Origin of the sequence: Streptosporangium sp. NPDC051023 (genome assembly GCF_040689595.1) — a bacterium.
GTDB lineage: Bacteria > Actinomycetota > Actinomycetes > Streptosporangiales > Streptosporangiaceae > Streptosporangium.
Genome location: NZ_JBFBCE010000008.1, coordinates 1 through 17,136, shown reverse-complemented (window position 1 = coordinate 17,136; position 17,136 = coordinate 1). Strand labels below are relative to the sequence as shown.

Annotated in this window: 14 protein-coding genes; 3 read left to right on the top strand and 11 right to left on the bottom strand. The window is 70.9% G+C overall.

All coding sequences use genetic code 11. The annotated features are described in order from the left end of the window. Positions 1 to 3: 3 nt before the first annotated feature. From AB0395_RS07195 to mraZ, 5 genes are all read right to left on the bottom strand, one after another. Positions 4 to 1,548, bottom strand: coding sequence for a UDP-N-acetylmuramoyl-L-alanyl-D-glutamate--2,6-diaminopimelate ligase (locus tag AB0395_RS07195; RefSeq protein ID WP_366277879.1), 1,545 nt, complete (start codon positions 1,546 to 1,548; stop codon positions 4 to 6). Positions 1,549 to 1,588: 40 nt separating this feature from the next. Then, positions 1,589 to 4,450 (bottom strand): penicillin-binding transpeptidase domain-containing protein, encoded by a 2,862-nt coding sequence (locus AB0395_RS07190; protein WP_366277877.1) that lies wholly within the window; start codon positions 4,448 to 4,450, stop codon positions 1,589 to 1,591. Between the two features lie 77 nt (positions 4,451 to 4,527). After that, positions 4,528 to 4,998: a hypothetical protein gene (locus AB0395_RS07185; protein ID WP_366277875.1), complete on the bottom strand. Its 471-nt coding sequence runs from the start codon at positions 4,996 to 4,998 to the stop codon at positions 4,528 to 4,530. 70 nt (positions 4,999 to 5,068) lie between these two features. Next, on the bottom strand, positions 5,069 to 6,061 hold the full coding sequence (rsmH, locus tag AB0395_RS07180) for a 16S rRNA (cytosine(1402)-N(4))-methyltransferase RsmH (protein ID WP_366278115.1): 993 nt from the start codon (positions 6,059 to 6,061) through the stop codon (positions 5,069 to 5,071). Positions 6,062 to 6,284: 223 nt separating this feature from the next. After that, a complete protein-coding gene (gene mraZ, locus AB0395_RS07175) occupies positions 6,285 to 6,716 on the bottom strand; it encodes a division/cell wall cluster transcriptional repressor MraZ (protein WP_366277873.1) in 432 nt (143 codons plus the stop codon). Positions 6,717 to 7,287: 571 nt separating this feature from the next. On the opposite strand from mraZ, the gene AB0395_RS07170 reads away from it, so the two are divergent. From AB0395_RS07170 to AB0395_RS07160, 3 genes are read left to right on the top strand one after another with little or no spacing between them, the layout of a single operon-like run. After that, positions 7,288 to 8,265, top strand: a complete 978-nt coding sequence (locus AB0395_RS07170; protein WP_366277871.1) for a MoxR family ATPase — start codon at positions 7,288 to 7,290, stop codon at positions 8,263 to 8,265. Next, positions 8,262 to 9,518, top strand: coding sequence for a DUF58 domain-containing protein (locus AB0395_RS07165; RefSeq protein ID WP_366277869.1), 1,257 nt, complete (start codon positions 8,262 to 8,264; stop codon positions 9,516 to 9,518). The genes AB0395_RS07170 and AB0395_RS07165 overlap by 4 nt, the downstream gene beginning before the upstream one ends. Then, on the top strand, positions 9,515 to 11,941 hold the full coding sequence (locus AB0395_RS07160; RefSeq protein ID WP_366277868.1) for a DUF3488 and transglutaminase-like domain-containing protein: 2,427 nt from the start codon (positions 9,515 to 9,517) through the stop codon (positions 11,939 to 11,941). Before AB0395_RS07165 ends, AB0395_RS07160 begins: the two co-directional genes overlap by 4 nt. 185 nt (positions 11,942 to 12,126) lie before the next feature. Here AB0395_RS07160 and AB0395_RS07155 read toward each other — a convergent pair whose 3' ends face one another. From AB0395_RS07155 to AB0395_RS07130, 6 genes are all read right to left on the bottom strand, one after another. Continuing rightward, positions 12,127 to 12,525: a DUF3040 domain-containing protein gene (locus AB0395_RS07155; protein WP_366278113.1), complete on the bottom strand. Its 399-nt coding sequence runs from the start codon at positions 12,523 to 12,525 to the stop codon at positions 12,127 to 12,129. Positions 12,526 to 12,672: 147 nt separating this feature from the next. Beyond that, a complete protein-coding gene (dinB, locus tag AB0395_RS07150; RefSeq protein ID WP_366277866.1) occupies positions 12,673 to 13,911 on the bottom strand; it encodes a DNA polymerase IV in 1,239 nt (412 codons plus the stop codon). 37 nt (positions 13,912 to 13,948) lie between these two features. Then, complete coding sequence (locus AB0395_RS07145; RefSeq protein ID WP_366277865.1) at positions 13,949 to 14,707, bottom strand: methyltransferase domain-containing protein; 759 nt, start codon at positions 14,705 to 14,707, stop codon at positions 13,949 to 13,951. Between the two features lie 224 nt (positions 14,708 to 14,931). Next, complete coding sequence (gene nusB, locus AB0395_RS07140; RefSeq protein ID WP_086577701.1) at positions 14,932 to 15,342, bottom strand: transcription antitermination factor NusB; 411 nt, start codon at positions 15,340 to 15,342, stop codon at positions 14,932 to 14,934. Beyond that, positions 15,342 to 15,902, bottom strand: coding sequence for an elongation factor P (gene efp, locus AB0395_RS07135; protein ID WP_366277863.1), 561 nt, complete (start codon positions 15,900 to 15,902; stop codon positions 15,342 to 15,344). Before efp ends, nusB begins: the two co-directional genes overlap by 1 nt. A gap of 24 nt (positions 15,903 to 15,926) precedes the next feature. Beyond that, entirely contained in the window at positions 15,927 to 16,994 is a 1,068-nt protein-coding gene (locus tag AB0395_RS07130; RefSeq protein WP_366277862.1) for a Xaa-Pro peptidase family protein, read from the bottom strand. Between the last annotated feature and the right edge of the window lie 142 nt (positions 16,995 to 17,136).

The following is a 17,136-nucleotide window of genomic DNA, read 5'->3' as shown; positions in this document are numbered from 1 at the left end:
TCCCTACTCTCCATACGTGCTTGCGGGCCCGGTCCGGTTCCGCCGCCTGACGATCGCGTCGGCCACGACCTGCCTGTCGTCGAACGGGAGCACCTCGCCCCCGACGTACTGGCCCTGCTCGTGCCCCTTGCCCGCCACGACGACGACGTCGCCGGAACCGGCCCTGTCGATCGCCAGGCCGATGGCGGCGGCCCGGTCCGGCTCAATGATCACATGTGCGCGCTCGTGCGGGGACACGGCGAGGACTCCGTCCATCATCTCGGCCAGGATCCGCAGCGGGTCCTCTGAGCGCGGGTTGTCGCTGGTGAGAACGGCCACATCTGCGAGCCTCGCGGCCGCCTCCCCCATCATCGGGCGCTTGCCTCTGTCACGGTCGCCGCCGCAGCCGAGCACCACGGTCAGCCTGCCCGCCGTGACCTCGCGCAGGGAGCTGAGCACCGACTCGACCGCTCCCGGTTTGTGCGAGTAGTCGACGATCGCCTGGAAGCCGTCGCCTCCCGGCACCCGCTCCATCCGTCCGGGCACCCCGGCCAGCGTCGCGATGCCCGCGACCGCCGTGCGCAACGGCACCCCGGCCTCGACCAGGGAGACGATCGCGCCCAGCGCGTTGGCGACGTTGAACGGGCCCGGCAGGGCCACCGTCGCCTCCTCCTCGACCCCGCCAGGGCCGGCGACGCGGAAGGAGCTGCCCTTCGCCTCCAGGCGGACGTCCACGGCCCGCCAGTCTGCCTCGGCCGCGCCCTCCGCGGAGAAGGTGGTCAGCGGGATCTCGCTGAGGCCGAGGAGCTCGCGACCATGGGCATCGTCGATGTTGACGACGCCCACCCGGCTCATCCCCGAGGTGAAGAGCCGGACCTTTGTGGCGAAGTAGTCGTCGAGGTCCTTGTGGAAGTCCAGGTGGTCCTGCGACAGGTTGGTGAACAGCGCGACGTCGTAGAAGACCGCGTCGACGCGGCCGAGCGCCAGCGCGTGACTGGAGACCTCCATCGCGGCCGCGGTGACACCCTGCTCGCGCATGAGGGCGAACAGGCCCTGCAGATCACTGGCCTCGGGCGTGGTCAGCTTCGGGGTGAAGCGCAACTCGCCCGCGTGGATCTCGACGCCGCCGATCAGCCCCGTCGTGTGCCCCGCGGCCCGCAGCCCCGCCTCCAGCATGAAGGTGGTCGTGGACTTGCCGCTGGTGCCGGTAACGCCGATGAGCGCCACCTCCGCGGCGGGCCTGCCGTACACCCAGGCGGCGACCTGCCCGAGCAGGGCGCGCGGATCCGGCACGACGAGGACGGGCAGGCCGGTCGCGACGGCCGCCTCGCGGCCCTCGGGATCGGTCAGGATCGCGCAGGCTCCCGCGGCGAGAGCCTGCGCGGAGAAGTCCGCCCCGTGGGACGCGGTCCCCGGCAAGGCGACGTAGAGGTCGCCACGCTGGACCTCTCGCGAGTCGATGGTGACCCCGGACACCGGGGCCAGCGGCGCTCGCGACGTGCCGGAGGGCGCGCCGAGCAGGCTCGCCAGCCCCGAGAGCGGACGGGGTGAGCTGGTTGAGGGTCGCATGGACGACGGGGGACGCACGGCGAGAGCGTACCTTCCCTCATCATTCCCCGGCGCGTATCCGCACCGCGGGCGGCTTGGTTCCGGTGGGCGGGATCTTCTTGCTCTTCAACGCGAACGTCATCACTTTCTTGAAGACGGGAGCGGCGATCTCCCCACCGTAGTGCCCCTTCTGAGGATCCTGGACGACCGCCAGGACGACCAGGCGGGGCTTGTCCGCGGGGGCGAAGCCAACGAATGTCGAAGTGTATCCGCAGTAGCCCTGGCACTTGGCGTCGTAACGCATCGCGGTGCCCGTCTTGCCCGCCACCCGGTAGCCGTCGATGGCGGCGAGGCTTCCGGTACCCTCCGTGCTCACCGCGGCCTCCAGCATGCCCGAGATCTCCTTGGCGGTGCGCTCGCCGATCACCCGGGTCCGCTTGCCCGGGGCCGACGGCGTGAACACTCCCTCGCCGTTGCTGGTCCCGGCGACGATCTGAGGGGCGACGCGCGTGCCTCCGTTGGCGATGGTCTGGTAGACGCTGGCGGTCTGGAGCGCGGTCACCGAGACGCCCTGGCCGTAGGCGACCGTGCAGCGCTGGCTGCCCGACCACCTCTGCCAGTCGGGCAGCAACCCGGCCTCCTCGCCGGGCAAGCCGCTGCCCGGTTTTGCGCCAAAGCCGAAGCGTTGCAGCATCTCATACAGCTTCTGGTCGCCGACCTTCTGCGCGGCGAGGATCGTGCCGACGTTGCTGGAGGTGGCCACAACGCCGGAGAAGGTCAGCTGCTCCGTCGGGTGTGGGTGGGAGTCCCTGAGCACCTGGTCGGCGCACCTGATGTTGTCTCTGACCGAGAACACCGTCTCGGGACGCACAGCTCCCGACTCCAGGGCCGCCGCCGCGGTGATGACCTTGTTGGTGCTGCCCGGCTCGAACACGTCCGTCACCGACCTGTTGACCCAGCTCTCCTGCGGCGTCTTCTGCCAGTTCTTCAGATCGAGCTCGGGCGCGTTCGCCATCGCGAGCACCTGGCCGGTCTGCGCGTCCATGACGATGGCGCTTCCCGTGCGCGCGCCAACGGCCTTGACCTGGTCGGCGATGGCCTTCTGCGCGGCCCACTGGATGTCGCGGTTGATGGTCAGCCGCACGTTTCCGCCGTCGACCGGCGTCTTGAGTGTGCTGCCGGTCATCGGGATGCGCTGGCCATCGAGGCCCGTCTCGACGAGTTGCTCCCCGTCGCGGCCTGCGAGCAGCTTGTTGTAGGTGCTCTCCAGCCCGCTCAGGCCGCTGCCGTCGGCGCCGACGAAGCCCAGCAGGGTGCCCGCGAGGTCACCGCCGGGATAGTCGCGCCGGTAGCGGTGCTTGCTGCCGACGCCCTTGAAGTCGCGGTCCATGATCCGCTGGGCGACGACGGGATCGACCGCGGCCGCCACCTGCTGGTAGCGGCCTCCCGCGGCGAGCTTGGTCATGATCTGGTCCTTCGGGACGCCAAGCTCCGCGGCCAGGGCCGTGGCCACCTGGTCGCGCTTCGCCTGGCTCACGTCCGCGGGGTCGACGAAGATCTCGCGCGCCTCCAGGGTCAGCGCGAGCTCGTGCCCGTTGGCGTCGGTGATCGCCCCGCGCCGCGCGGGCAGTTTCTCCGGCCTGACCCGTTGCTCGGCCGCCTTCGCCGTGTAGACCTTGGAGTCAAGGCCCTGGAGCTGGATGAGCCGCCCGGCGAAGATGGACAGCACGAAGGTCATCCCGATCAGGCCGATGCTGATCCGCCTGCCGGGGTTGCCCAGGCGCAGCACGGCCGGGGGTCGCACGGGAGGGCGAGGCGGCGTGCCGCCGGGACGCGGCCTGCCCGGCGTGTCGCCGGGGTCGCCCGGCCGCCCGTCCCCGCGTCCCGCGCCCGGGCGGATCCGCTCGACGACGGTGTCTTCCTCGAATCTCGGCGGGCGCCGGGGCGGTCGCGGTCCCTGCGGCCTGGCGGATCCGCCCGTGCCCTCCGGGCGCCCCGGCCCGGGTCCCGTCTCGAAACGCGCCGGTCTTCCCGTGGTCCCTGGCCCCCTGGTCCCCGAGGTCCCTTCTGGCCGCGCGGGACCGCCCGTTCGCGCCGAGCCGCCTGACCTGCCGGAGGAACCGGGACGCGACCTGCCCGCAGCCCCGTCGGGGCGCGATCCGCCCACGCCGCCCTGGGCTCCGGACCTGCCCGTACCGCCAGTGCCGCCCTGACCACCCTGCCTGGCCGTGCCGCCCTGGCCCCCCGGGCCGCCCTGCCTGCCCGCGCTCCCCTCGGGACGCGCCTGCCTGCCCGGAGCACCGGAAGAGCCCCCGGGACGCGGTCTCCCGGCCCCGGCCGTACCGCCGGACCTGCCCGAGACCCCATCAGGTCGCGCGGGCCTGCCCTGGGCGTTCCCCCGTCCGCCTGAGGCACCCTCGGCACGCTGTCTGCCCGCTCCTCCGGAACCACCCGGCCTGCCCGTCGCCCCGTCGGCGCGCGACCTGCCCGCGCCGCCCTGGACTCCGGACCTGCCCGTACCGCCAGTGCCGCCCTGACCACCCTGCCTGGCCGTGCCGCCCTGACCACCCGACTTGCCCGCGCTCCCCTCGGGACGCGCCTGCCTGCCCGGAGCACCGGAAGAGCCCCCGGGACGCGGCCTTCCCGCCCCGGCCGTACCGCCGGACCTGCCCGAAGCCCCGTCGGCGCGCGATCTGCCCGCTCCCTCAGGGCGGCCGGACGCGCCGGGCTTCTCCGGTCCCGGTGGCCTGCCGGAGGCGGTCCTGCCCGTGTTGCCGCCCTCCGGCCTGCCCTGCCCGTCGGGGCGCTGAGGGCGCTCCTGAGAGCCGGGGCCGTCCGCGCGAGGGGGGCGGCCAGAGGCGCCCGGCTTCCCCGTGGCGTCCTGTCCTCCCGGTCTCCCGGCACGGCCCGGCCCACCCGGCATCCTGCGCCCTGAGCCTCCGGCGGATCCGTTGCCCGAGCCGCCTCTGCCGGGACCCGGGCCCCGTCCGCCGGTCTCTCTCACCGGCCCGTGCCCGGCACTCGCTCCTGCCCGGCGGGCGTCTGGCCGTCACTGGCGGCCCTGCTGTCGGCGGAGACGTCGGCCGAGCCGTCCGAGGCCGTCCCTGAGGCGGGGCGGTCGGGGGTGATGACGTTGGGCTTGTCCCAGTCGGGCTCCTGCCCCTGGTTCTCCGCGTTCTTGGCGAGCCACTCGGGAGTGTCCATCAGCGCGTTCTGGTGCTTGAGCGACTCCTTCTTCTGGCGGAGCTGGTTGTTGCCGTTGCGCAGCTCGTTGGCCCTGAAGGAGTCCTGGGCGAGGATCGTGTTCAACAGCAGGAGGCTGACCAGGCCACCGCAGAGCAGGCCGACCACGAGCAGCACAAAGGGAGCGCGCGGCGCCCGCCCCTGGCGTGCCGACGGCGCGGGCGCCGTTGCGGCCCTGGCCGCCTTTCCCGCGCCTGGAACGGTCCTTACCGGCCGCGTCCTGCGCACCTGCGGCATCGCACGGGGGACACGCGCAGGCCGTCCGCCACGCCCCGGCGCGGTGCGGCGAACGTCTTGCTCACTCCTCGTCAACTGCCTCACGGATCCTCTCTGCCGCCCGACACCGGGCAGAGGCCGCCCGCGGGTTGCGGGTGACCTCTTCTTCGCTCGGGAGCTCGGCTCCCCTTGTCAGGAGGGCGAACCGCGGCTGGTGAGCCGGCAGCGGGATGGGCAGCCCCGGCGGCCCCGTCTCCCTGGTTCGCGCCGCGAGGACCTGCTTGGTCAGCCGGTCCTCGAGGGAGTGGTAGGCGAGCACGACCACGCGCCCGCCGAGCGTCAGCGCGTCGAGCGCGGCGGGGAGCGCGCGTTCCAGTGCCGTCAACTCCGCGTTCACCTCGATCCGCAACGCCTGAAAAGTCCTTTTGGCGGGGTTGCCCCCGGTCCGTCGAGTGGCAGCGGGGATTGCCGCACGGACAATCTCCGCAAGCCGCTTAGTCGACGTTATGGCCTCCTTGGCCCGTTCCTTGCCGATTAGGTGCGCGACACGCGGGGCGAATCGCTCCTCGCCGTAATCTCTGAGGATCCGGATCAGCTCGGAGACCTGGTAGGTGTTCACGACGATCTCGGCCGTCAGCTCCTGGTCCCGGTCCATGCGCATGTCCAGCGGCGCGTCGTAGGAGTAGGCGAAGCCGCGCTCGGCCTCGTCGAGCTGCGGGGAGGAGACGCCCAAGTCGAACAGGGCTCCGTTGACCCGAGGGTGCCCGGTGCGGGCCAGCACCTCGGTCAGCTCGTCGGAGACGGCCTTGACGAGGGTGATCCGGTCGGCGTACGGCGCGAGCCTGGCCGTTGACCGCTCGATGGCGGTGGGGTCCCGGTCGATCCCGATCAGGTGCAGCGAGGGGTTGGCCGCGAGCAGCGCCTCGGCGTGACCGCCGAGACCGAGGTTGGCGTCGACCACGACGGGCTTTGGCCCGGAGAGCGCGGGAGCCAGCAGCTCGAGCACCCGGTCGAGCATCACGGGCACGTGGCCGCCCTGGCGCTGAAGATCATGCTTGTCGTTCTCGGCGCGCATGAAGCGCAACCTCCTTCTCGCCGCCCCGCCCGCGGTCGCGCGGCGGACTCTCATCGGTGTTTTCTACTGGCTCCCACCCCCGGGGGCCGTCCGGCCAGGTCCCCATCCGCACCCGTGTGTCGCCCGTCACCTGACACCGGGGAAGGTGCATCAGCTGACAGGCATGTGGTTGCGGGTGGAGACCTCGCCGAACGACGTTTTCACCGATGAGTCGACCGTGGAGTCACAGAATCCCTGGCAGCACCTCCTCCGACAGATCGGAAAAAGCCTGCTCTTGGTCGGCCAGATACTTGTCCCAGGCCTGGGCGTCCCAGATCTCCAGCCGGGTGTTGGCGCCGATGACCACGCAGTCACGGTGCAGGCTGGCGTATTCGCGCAGAGCCTGCGGGATGGTGACCCGGCCTTGTTTGTCGGCGACCTCGTCAGACGCGCTGGCGAAGAAGACACGGCTGTAGTCACGGACCGCCTTGGCGGTCACCGGCGCGGTGCGCAGAGCCTCGGTAATGCGCTGGAACTCCTCTACGGGGAAAACGTAGAGGCAGCGCTCCTGGCCTTTGGTGATCACCAGACCCTCCGCCAGCTCCTCACGGTACTTCGCCGGCAGGAACAGCCGTCCCTTGTCATCGAGACGCGGGTGATGAGTGCCGAGGAACACCGGCCCCACCTCCCGTGCCTAGCGGAGCGTTCGGCGCTCTAGCCCCTGCCCTCCACTGCGCACCACCATACTCCACTTCTCTCCACCGTCAACTGATTCTACGGGTCTTAGCGAGGGGTTTCGCCGTTATTTCCCCAGCTCAAGATGGGTGGAGCGGAGTGGAGGGGGTAAGCCGCCCCCTGTACGTCACGGGCGTGTCGAGAAGATGAGCGATAGCTGGACAATCGCGAAATCAACCGATCGGCGGCGCCGAGGGGTGGAAAGTGGAGCGCCCGGCGAACACACGGCCACCCGGGACCCCTTCCTTTAACCCGCCCGTAACCGGCAGGACAGGCCCGCCTTAACCGGCCCCGCCGGCCGCTCGTCACAAGATCGGGACGCTCCCCCTACAAGAACAGGACGCTCAGCTCACACACTGTGTCTGTCCCCCCGGAATCAGCCCTAATACCCACATAGAGTCGCTCTGGAACCCCCGGCGTCGTAGTGTCGGTACGCACAATGGAAAAGGGGCTATAAAGCCCCAGAAATACCAACCCCCGGCGTGAAACCGCCGCAGCTTCATGGAGGCCTGGTGGCAGTAACCCATGACATCTCACCTCGGCTCGATGATCTGGTCGTCACGGCGCATCGCATCCGCCAGGCGATCGAGTCGGTGATCGAGGGCAAGGGCGACGCCGTCCGCCTGACCTTGACTGTTCTCCTCGCGGAGGGGCACCTGCTCATCGAGGATGTGCCGGGAGTCGGCAAGACGATGCTCGCCAAGGCGCTGGCGCGATCCATCGACTGCCCGGTCCGCCGGATCCAGTTCACCCCCGACCTGTTGCCGAGCGACATCACCGGGGTCAGCGCCTACAACCAGCAGACCAGGGAATTCGAGTTCAAGCCGGGGCCGGTCTTCGCGAGCATCGTGGTCGGGGACGAGATCAACCGAGCCTCGCCGAAGACACAGTCGGCACTGCTCGAGTGCATGGAGGAGCACCAGGTCACCGTCGACGGCACGACCTACCAGCTGGAAAGCCCCTTCATGGTCATCGCGACCCAGAACCCCGTCGAGATGGAGGGCACCTACCCTCTCCCCGAGGCGCAGCGCGACCGCTTCACCGCCCGGATCGCGATGGGCTACCCCGAGCCCAGCGCCGAACTCGAGATGCTCGACGTGCACGGCGCCGCTTCTCCGCTGGACAAGCTGGAGCCGGTGGCGACGACCGTCGAGGTGCGGGCGCTGATCGAGGCGGTGCGCGCGGTCTACGTCTCGCAACCGATCAAGAAGTACGCCGTCGACCTGGTGACCGCGACCCGCCACTCCCCCGAGCTGCGTCTGGGCGCCTCTCCTCGCTCGACCCTGCACCTGGTCAGGGCGGCCAGGGCGCACGCCGCCCTGGCGGGACGCGACTACGTCATCCCCGACGACCTGCAGGAGCTCAGCGTCCCCGTGCTGGCCCACCGGCTGTTGCCCAGCGTCGAGGCCCAGGGCCAGCGGCGCGTGCCCGAGCAGGTGATGGCAGACCTGGTCCGCCGGGTTCCCGTGCCCGAGGCCCAGACGAAGTGACCTCGGGTCTCAAAGCGCTCACCGCCCGCGGCCGGTCCTTCCTCGCATCCGGCGTCGCGGCGCTGCTGTGCGCCTTCCTTCTCGGAGAGCATGACCTGCTCAGGATCGGGGTGCTGATCATCTCCCTGCCGCTGCTCGCGGCCATGGTGGTCAGCCGCACCCGCTACCGGCTGAGCTGTGCGCGACGCCTGGACCCGCCCAGGGTTCAGGCGGGCAGCGAGGCCACCGTGACGCTGCGCCTCGAGAACGTCACCCGACTGCCGACCGGTCTGCTGATGATCGAGGACACCGTTCCCTACGCGCTGGGGGCACGGCCCAGATTCGTCCTGGACAGGGTCGAGGCGCACGGCGTCCGCGAGATCGACTACCGGGTCAGGTCCGACCTGCGCGGCCGCTTCGCCATCGGCCCGCTCACCGTGAGGATCAGCGATCCGTTCGGCCTCGTCGAGCTGACCAGGTCCTTCACCATCAGCGACACGCTCGTGGTGACCCCGCAGGTCACCCCCCTGCCCCGGGTCCGCCTTTCCGGAGAGCTGGCGGGCGGGGGCGAGAGCCGTACCAGGAGCGTGGCGGCGGCCGGTGACGACGACGTCGCGCCGCGCGAGTATCGGCAGGGCGACGACCTGCGGCGGGTGCACTGGCGCTCGACCGCCAGGTACGGCGAGCTGATGGTGCGGCGCGAGGAGCAGCAGTGGCAGAGCAGGGGCGCGCTGCTCCTGGACACCCGCAGGTACGCCCACCGGGGCGAGGGCCCCCGTTCCTCGTTCGAGGTCGCGGTCTCCGCGGCGGCCTCCATCGGCGTGCACCTGGCGCACGAGGGGCTCGGCCTGCGCCTGGTGACCGACCAGGGCGCCGAACGGCTTCCGGAAACCGGGCTGAGCCTGTCGTTGCTGGACGCCCTCGCCGTGGTGCGCACCGGCGCGACGCGTTCCCTCGAGTACGGCCTGGCAGCCCTGCGGCAGGGCGGCGGCGACGGCCTGGTCGTCGCGGTGCTCGGCGAGGTCGACCTGGAGCAGGCCCGGGCGCTGGCCAGGCTCAGGCACGGGAACATGACCGCGGTGGCCGTGATGCTGGACGTCGCGGGCTGGGAGCAGCCCGACCTCGGCGGCGGCGAGGACTACCAGACGGCTCAGGGAGTGCTCGCGGGGGCGGGGTGGCGCATCGTACGACTGCCCGCGGGCGCCTCGATCGCGAGCGTGTGGCCGGACGCCGCGCAACGCGGACGATTCGCACTCAGTGGGGGCGGCTCATGAGACTTCCCATCGCGTCGGGCGCGGCCACCGCGGCGGTCGCGGTCTCGCTCTACCCCCTCTTCCAGGGCGGCGCCTGGTTCTGGGCGAGCCTCGGCGCCATCGTCGTCGTGACCGGGATCGGCGTGCCCGCCAGCCGCTACACCCTGCCGGACTGGCTGGCGCCGCTGGCCCAGATCGTCGCACTGTGGATCTACCTGACGGCGGCGTTCACCGGCCGGAAGGCGTGGGCCGGGGTCGTTCCGACCAGGGAGTCGGTCGCCGGGCTCGGCAAACTGCTGACCACCGGTTTCGCTGACATCCAGCGCTTCGCGGCCCCCGTCCCCGCGACCACCGCCATCACCCTGCTGACCTGCGGAGGCGTCGGCCTGGTCGCCATCATGGTCGACCTGCTCGCCTCCCGCCTGCGCAGGGCGGCGCTCAGCGGGCTGCCGCTGCTGGCGCTGTTCACCGTTCCCGCCGCGGTGATCACCGAGCCGATCGGCTGGCCCGCGTTCATCATCGCCTCCCTTGGCTACCTCGGGCTGCTGGTCGCGGACGGCAGGGAACGGGTCAGCCACTGGGGCAGGGCGGTGCTGGTGCGCCGGACCTCGGCCACCGGTGCGCCGAGGACCGGCTCGGACGTCGGCGTCCTGCGCCTTTCCGGCAAGCGCATCGGGCTCACCGCGGTCGTACTCGCCATCCTGCTGCCCGCGCTGCTGCCGACCCTGGAGCCCAACCCCCTGTTCGGGTTCGGCATCGGCAACGGGAGGGGCAGGGGCGGCAACTCGATCAGCATCCCGAACCCGATCGTCAACCTGCGGGGCGAGCTGTCGCTGCCGAACAACTCCGGCGTCCTCAGTTACACCACCAGCGACGGCGAGCCGCGCTACCTGCGGATGTACTCGCTGGACATCTTCGACGGCCAGCAGTGGACGATGACCGGGCCGAACGGCCGCCCCGAGGACCGGACCTCCGAGGGGCCCCTACCCCCGGCCCCCGGCCAGGGACGCGGCGTGCCCGTCACGACCGTGACAACCAAGATCACGGTGAGCAACGACGTCAGGAACCTGAAGTTCCTGCCGCTGCCGTACCCGCCAGGTCGGATCGCGGTCGAGGGCGACTGGCGGCCCGACCGGGACACGCTGATGGTCTTCTCGACCGAGAACACCGCCAGGGGGCTGACCTACACGGTCGTCAGCGACGAGCCGAAGGCGACCCCGGAAACGCTGAAGTCCTCGGGCCCGGCGCCCCAGCAGATCGAGGGGCGTTACCTGCAACTGCCCCAGGATCTGCCGAGGGAGGTCAAAGACCTGGCCGTGCGGGTGACGGAGCGGGGGGCGAGCCGCTACGAGCAGGCGGTCCAGCTCCAGGAGTTCTTCACCGGCAAGGGCGGGTTCACCTACAGCCTGTCCGCCCAGGGGCACGACGAGCAGGCGCTGACGGATTTCCTGATCCGCAACAGGGCCGGGTACTGCGAGCAGTTCGCCGCCTCGATGGCGGTGATGGCCAGGGTCCTCGGCATCCCCGCCAGGGTCGCCATCGGCTACACCGGCGGTAGCAAGCTCGGCGATCGGTGGCAGGTGCGCATGCACGACTCGCACGCCTGGCCGGAACTCTACTTCGAGGGAACCGGGTGGCTCCGGTTCGAGCCGACCCCGGCCGGCGTCACGGGCCAGGGCAGCGCGGTGGTTCCCGACTACAGCCGCACGCGGGCCGCCGACTGGAGCGACGACCGGCCGACCACGGCCCCGACGGTCGGCCCCGGCTCGTCCGACCCGGCCAACGGCTCGGCCAGCAACCCCCGCAACCGCAGGCCCGACCTCGAGTACGGCGGCGCCCCCGTCACCGTGGAGGAGGGCACGCCCATGGCGGCGCGGATCGGCCTCGGTGTGCTGGTCGTGGTGCTGATCATGCTGATCCCGGCGATGCTTCGCTGGCAGCTGCGCGCCCGCCGCCGCAGGTCCTACTCCCGCGCCTCAAGGCCCTCCGGCGACTCCGTCGCCCTGGAGTCGACCGCCGCGACCGCGGTCAGGACCGGGAGGTGGGAGGCGGCGACGACGGCGGCCTGGGCGGAGCTCGACGACGCGTTGTGCGACTACGGCATGTCCCGGCAGCCGAGCGAGAGCCCGAGGGCGCTGGCCGGACGGCTGATCGAGCAGTACGGGTTCGGCACGGAGGCAGCGGCCGCGGTGACGAGGATCGCGACGACGGTCGAGCGGATGCTCTTCGCCAGGACCCCCGGCGAGGCGGGCTCGCCGCGTGAGGACCTCCGCGTGGTACGGCGGGCACTGGCCGCCTCGGTGACGCGAGGCAGGCGGATCCGCGCGGTGCTGCTGCCGCCCTCGACGCTCCTGCGAATCCGGGCCATGGGCGGCCGCCTGCTCGACCTCTTCGACCGGCTGGAGAACCTCAGGCTCCGCCGCCCGGCCGGGAAGGACGCCTGACCGCGCCGGAGAACCAGACCGGGACCGCCGGGGCCGGACAGCCGCCCCGAAAACATGGGCCGCCCCCTCAGGGGGGCGGCCCATCGTTGTCAGGAGCTCCCGGAGGCGCCCATGGCCGGATCGGCGAGCCGCCCACGCTCGTCAGAACGAGTGGCGCGCGACCGTCACGAGTGGGCTTGGCGCTGCTAGTGCTCGTCGTGGCGACGGCGCCAGCGCTCCTCCATCCGTTCCATGAAGCTCGGCCGGGAGCCGCCGCCGCGGCGACCGGCTCTGCCCGGCTGACCGGAAGGGCCGGCCGTTGAGGCCTCGCCGAATCCGTTCATCCGCTTCCAGCTGGATAGACCCCACAGACACGCGGCGAGCATGACCACGAAACCGCCGACGCCGAGCGGGATGTAGTTCACGACGCCGACCATCAACAGGACGACACCCAGGACGAAGCCAATGGAGGCCTTCACCAGGCGGCGCTTGTAGTGGCTGCGCGGATCACTGATCCTTACGGTATTGGCCCACTTCGGGTCCTCGGCGTAGAGGGCCTGCTCGATCTGGTCGAGCAAGCGCTGCTCGTGCTCAGAGAGCGGCACGGCGCCTCCCAAGGACAGCCCCAGTACGGGGAAGACGGTGACGGACGACACGGGGTGTCCGAACCTCGCGGTCGGTTATCCCCAGAATACGAGGCTGTAGACGTAGACGAAAGAAAACGTCCAACGTAGTCCAAACCGGAGGCGGTGTCATAGATCTATTTCATCAAACGACGGACGAACAAGCGACGCCGGGAGGACCGCATCACGACCGAATCTGCGGGCGGCTCTGTCCATCGCCTGCTCGGCCTCCCGCCAGCCCGCCTCCCGCTCGCCCAGGCCGAGTTGCCTGGTCGTCTCCGAGGCCGGGCGGAGGTTCTCGACCCGCACCCCGACCAGGCGGAGCCGTACGCCCTCCAGGCCCGAGGCGGTGTACAGGTCGCAGGCGGTTGAGTAGAGGATCCTGGCGACGTCCGTCGGCTCCCTGAGGGTCCGGGACCTGGAGATGGTGGTGAAGTCGGCGCGGCGGAGCTTGACGCTGATCGTACGGCCCGCGTGGCCCCCCTCCCTGAGCCTGGCGGCGACCCGCTCGCAGAGACGGAGCAGCTCCTTGCGGATCTTCACCGGGTCGCCGACGTCTGTGGCGAAAGTCTCCTCAGCGCCGATGCTCTTGTCGGGCGCGTGCGGGGTCACCCGGCGCTCGTCACGCCCCCAGGCCAGCTCGGCCAGATGGGCGCCGACCGCCTGGCCGAGATCGCGCTGGAGCGTCTCGACGGGGACCCTGGCGAGATCGCCGACCGTCTTGATCCCGAAGCGCACCAGGGACCGCTCCGTGCGCTCTCCCACCCCCCACAGCGCCGCGACGGGAAGCGGGTGGAGGAAGTCGACGACCTTGTCGGCGGGCACCACCATCAGGCCGTCGGGCTTGCAGTGCTGCGAGGCGAGCTTTGCCACGAATTTGCTGTTGGCCACCCCGACGGAGCAGGTGATCTCGTGCTCGCGCGCGACCTGCTCGCGGATCATCGCGGCGATCGCCGCGGGCGGGCCGAGCCGCTTGCGCGCCCCGCCGACGTCGAGGAACGCCTCGTCGGAGGCGATCGGCTCCACCTCGGGGGTGAACGTGTGAAAGATCTCCATGACGCCCCTGGAGACCTCGGCGTACTTTCCCCGGCTCGGCGGGATGATGACGGCCCGGGGGCACAGGCGCCTGGCCCGCGTCATGGGCATGGCCGAGTGCACCCCGAATCTCCTGGCCTCGTAGGTGGCGCTGAGCACGACCCCGCGCGCACCCGGCGCGCCGACGATGACGGGGGTGCCGCGCAGCTCGGGGCGCTCGCGCAACTCAACGCTGGCGAAGAAGGCGTCCATGTCCACGTGGAGAATTGGGCAACCGGTGTCGTCGGCCCCCAGGTCGGAACCGGGACGCGGCACCTGCTGTTTCCTCGACACGACACCATTGTATGGGAACACACGTTCGTCGTAAGGCTCACCGGCGACCGAGAACGTGGAGCTGGGTGGCGATGTCCCTGAGCACGGGGTGGGCCGCCGCGGCCTGTTCGAGGGCGACCAGCGCACGCGCGGCACCCGGCTCCCCGTCGAGCAGGCGGCTGGGCACCAGGTCGGCGAAGACTCGCACCCCGTGGACCTCACCCGGGGTGAACCCGGTCGTGGCGAGGAGCTGGGAGAGCGCCTCGCGGGTGAAGCGTCTCGGGGTCGGGTCACGGTCGCCCCAGCGGCCCTCCGGGTCGTCCAGGACCTGGAGCGCCTCGTCGAAGCGGCCCGCGATGGAACGGTGCAGTGCGGCGGCGAGCGGGTTCGCGGCCAGCACGCTGATCGCGCCGCCTTCGCGCAGCAGGCCCGCGATGGCGGTCAGCGCGCTGGCCGGATCCTCGACATACTCAAGAACGCTGTGGCAGAGCACCAGGTCGGCACCGTCGACGGGCAGGATCTCCCCCAGGTCGGCCGCGTCACCCTGCAGGGCGCGCACACCGACCCCCGCCTCCGCGGCACGGCGCTCGAGCGCGGCCAGCGAGTCGGGGCTGGGGTCGACGACAGTGACGGCGTGCCCGAGACCGGCCAGCGGTACGGCGAAGCCGCCCGTGCCCCCTCCGGCATCGACGATGTCGAGCCGATCCCTGCCGGTCGCGGCCATCCGGTCGGCGAGTACTGCCCGCAGCACGTCCCATACGACGGCGGTGCGGACCGCCGGGGTGCCTGACGGGCGCGAGATGCCTACGGCGCGCAACTTCAGATCGCCTCCTCTTTCGCAGTACGAGCCCAGCCTACGCTGGGCCGCGCCCGGCGCTGTCCGGGGGCGATCCGCCGCCACGCCTGATCGACTGCTTCCCGGGCGCGGACGAAGTCCGGACCGGCACCACATGACACATCAGGCTGGAACGGAAAAATCCGCGTATGGCTCTCAAGACGCACCTGTGGAGGGACCGGGTCGGCCCCCTCCACAGGTGTGCCCTACAGCGCCAGGGAAGGCTTGAGCTGCTTGAAGCGGGCCATGAGGCCGTTGACGAACTGCGGCGACTCATCGGTCGACAACTCGGAGGCCAGGCCGACCCACTCGCTGATGACCACGCCCTCCGGGACGTCGGGCATCCACAGCAGCTCGTAGGTGCCGCCGCGCAGCAGGTTGCGGTCGACCGCGGGCATGCGGTCGAGCGTCCACCCCTCCGCGTATGTGGTGATCAGCTCGTCGATGCGCGCGCGGTGCCTGCACACGCCCTCGACGATGGTCGCGGTGTACTCGTTGACGGGCGGCTCGGCCCGCTCGAGGCGCTCGGCCAGCACACTGAGCGGATCCTGGCTGCGCGCCTCCGCCTCGAACAGGATGTCCAGCGCGCGCCTGCGCGCCTTACCCCGTGCGGACATCAGGCGCGGCCGAGGTAATCGCCGGTACGGGTGTCGACCTTGACCTTCTCGCCGGTCGTGATGAACAGCGGCACCTTGATCTCGGCGCCGGTCTCCAGCGTGGCGGGCTTGGTGCCGCCGGTCGAGCGGTCGCCCTGCAGGCCCGGCTCGGTCTCGGCGATGATCAGCTCGACGGCCGCGGGGAGCTCGACGTAGAGCACGTTGCCCTCGTTGACCGCCACGGTGGCGAGCATGTTCTCCAACAGATAGTTGGCGGAGTCGCCGACGGCGGCGCGGGAGACGTTGAGCATGTCGTAGGTCTCGGTGTCCATGAAGACGAACTCGCCGCCGTCCATGTAGGAGAACTGCATCTCCCGCTTGTCGACGTTGGCCACCTCGACCTTGACGCCGGCGTTGAAGGTCTTGTCGACGACCTTGCCCGAGAGGACGTTCTTCAGCTTGGTGCGGACGAACGCACCTCCCTTACCGGGCTTGACGTGCTGGAACTCCACAACCGCCCAGAGCTCACCGCCGTCGAGCTTGAGCACCAGGCCGTTCTTGAGGTCGTTCGTCGTCGCCACTAGTTTCTCCTGCGTACGGCCGCTCTAAAGGACAAGCAGCTCTTTGGTCGTCCGTGTGAGAAGTTCCGGTCCGTCATCACGCGTCACGAGCGTGTCCTCGATGCGGACGCCGCCCCTACCCGGCAGATAGACGCCGGGCTCAACGGTGACCGGAACTCGATCCTCTAGTCTAGCGTGCTCGCCGTCCGCTTCCGGCTTCAGCGGAGCCAGGAACGGCACCTCATGGATCTCGAGCCCGACACCGTGCCCGAGGCCGTGCCCGAAGCGCTCGCCGTACCCCGCCTCGGCGATCAGGTCGCGGGCCGCGGCGTCGACCTCGTGGGTGATCGCGCCCGGCCGTACGGCATGCCGACCGGCCCGCTGAGCGGCGCTGACCAGCTCGTAGAGCTCCCGCTGCCAGTCGGCGGGCTCGCCGATCGCCACCGTCCTGGTCATGTCGGCGTGGTAGCCCCCGTACAGCGCCCCGAAGTCCATGGTGACCAGGTCGCCGCGTTCCAGGGGGCGGTCGGAGGGCGAGTGGTGCGGGATCGAGCCGTTCGGGCCCGCGGCCACGATCGAGTCGAAGGCGGGCTTCTCCGCGCCCAGCTCGATCATCCGGGTCTCCAGCGCCCTGGCGACCTCCTTCTCCGTCACCCCGGCCCGCAGCCTGGGCAGCACGTCGGCGAAGGCCAGGTCGGTGAGGGCGCACGCGGTGCGGATGAGGTCGATCTCCTCCTCGTCCTTGACCCTTCGCACCGACTCGACCAGCCCGGTCAGCCGCAGCAGGTCCTCACCGAGGCGGAAGTAGTCGGCGACGGGCATGTGGTGCGCCTCGACGGCGACCCGGTCCGCCAGCGAGACCAGGCTTCCCACGACGTCGCGCTCCTCGAGCACCTCGATGTCGGAGCAGACCCGCCTGGCGGTCTCCGCGTAACGGGCATCGGTGGCCAGCGTGGCCACCGCGTCCGCCGTGACCAGGACAGCGGCGTTCGAGCTGGCCAGGCCGGTCAGGTAGCGCACGTTCACGTCCCGGGTGACCAGGATGGCGTCCGCCTCGTGAGCGGACAGTAACGCCGCCAGACGTTCACGGCGCTGAGCGTGGGTGTCGGTCATGACCTGCATGCTATTGACCGCGTTCGCCTGTGTCGCCACTCACGGCCGCGTATGTCGGGCGGAAACCGGTTCGCCGGGCACGCGTCCCCGGTGCCAGCCGATGACCGGCGGAGGCCGTGGGGCGGGCTCCCGCGGGAGCCCG

Excerpts from the sequence above, each read along its gene's own strand:
- rsmH (WP_366278115.1), bottom strand. The coding sequence starts at position 6,061 with ATGCGCGCCGAGAACGACAAGCATGATCTTCAGCGCCAGGGCGGCCAC.
- AB0395_RS07190 (WP_366277877.1), bottom strand. The coding sequence starts at position 4,450 with ATGCCGGGTGGGCCGGGCCGTGCCGGGAGACCGGGAGGACAGGACGCC.
- nusB (WP_086577701.1), bottom strand. The coding sequence starts at position 15,342 with ATGTCCGCACGGGGTAAGGCGCGCAGGCGCGCGCTGGACATCCTGTTC.
- AB0395_RS07160 (WP_366277868.1), top strand. The coding sequence starts at position 9,515 with ATGAGACTTCCCATCGCGTCGGGCGCGGCCACCGCGGCGGTCGCGGTC.
- AB0395_RS07195 (WP_366277879.1), bottom strand. The coding sequence starts at position 1,548 with ATGCGACCCTCAACCAGCTCACCCCGTCCGCTCTCGGGGCTGGCGAGC.
- AB0395_RS07130 (WP_366277862.1), bottom strand. The coding sequence starts at position 16,994 with ATGACCGACACCCACGCTCAGCGCCGTGAACGTCTGGCGGCGTTACTG.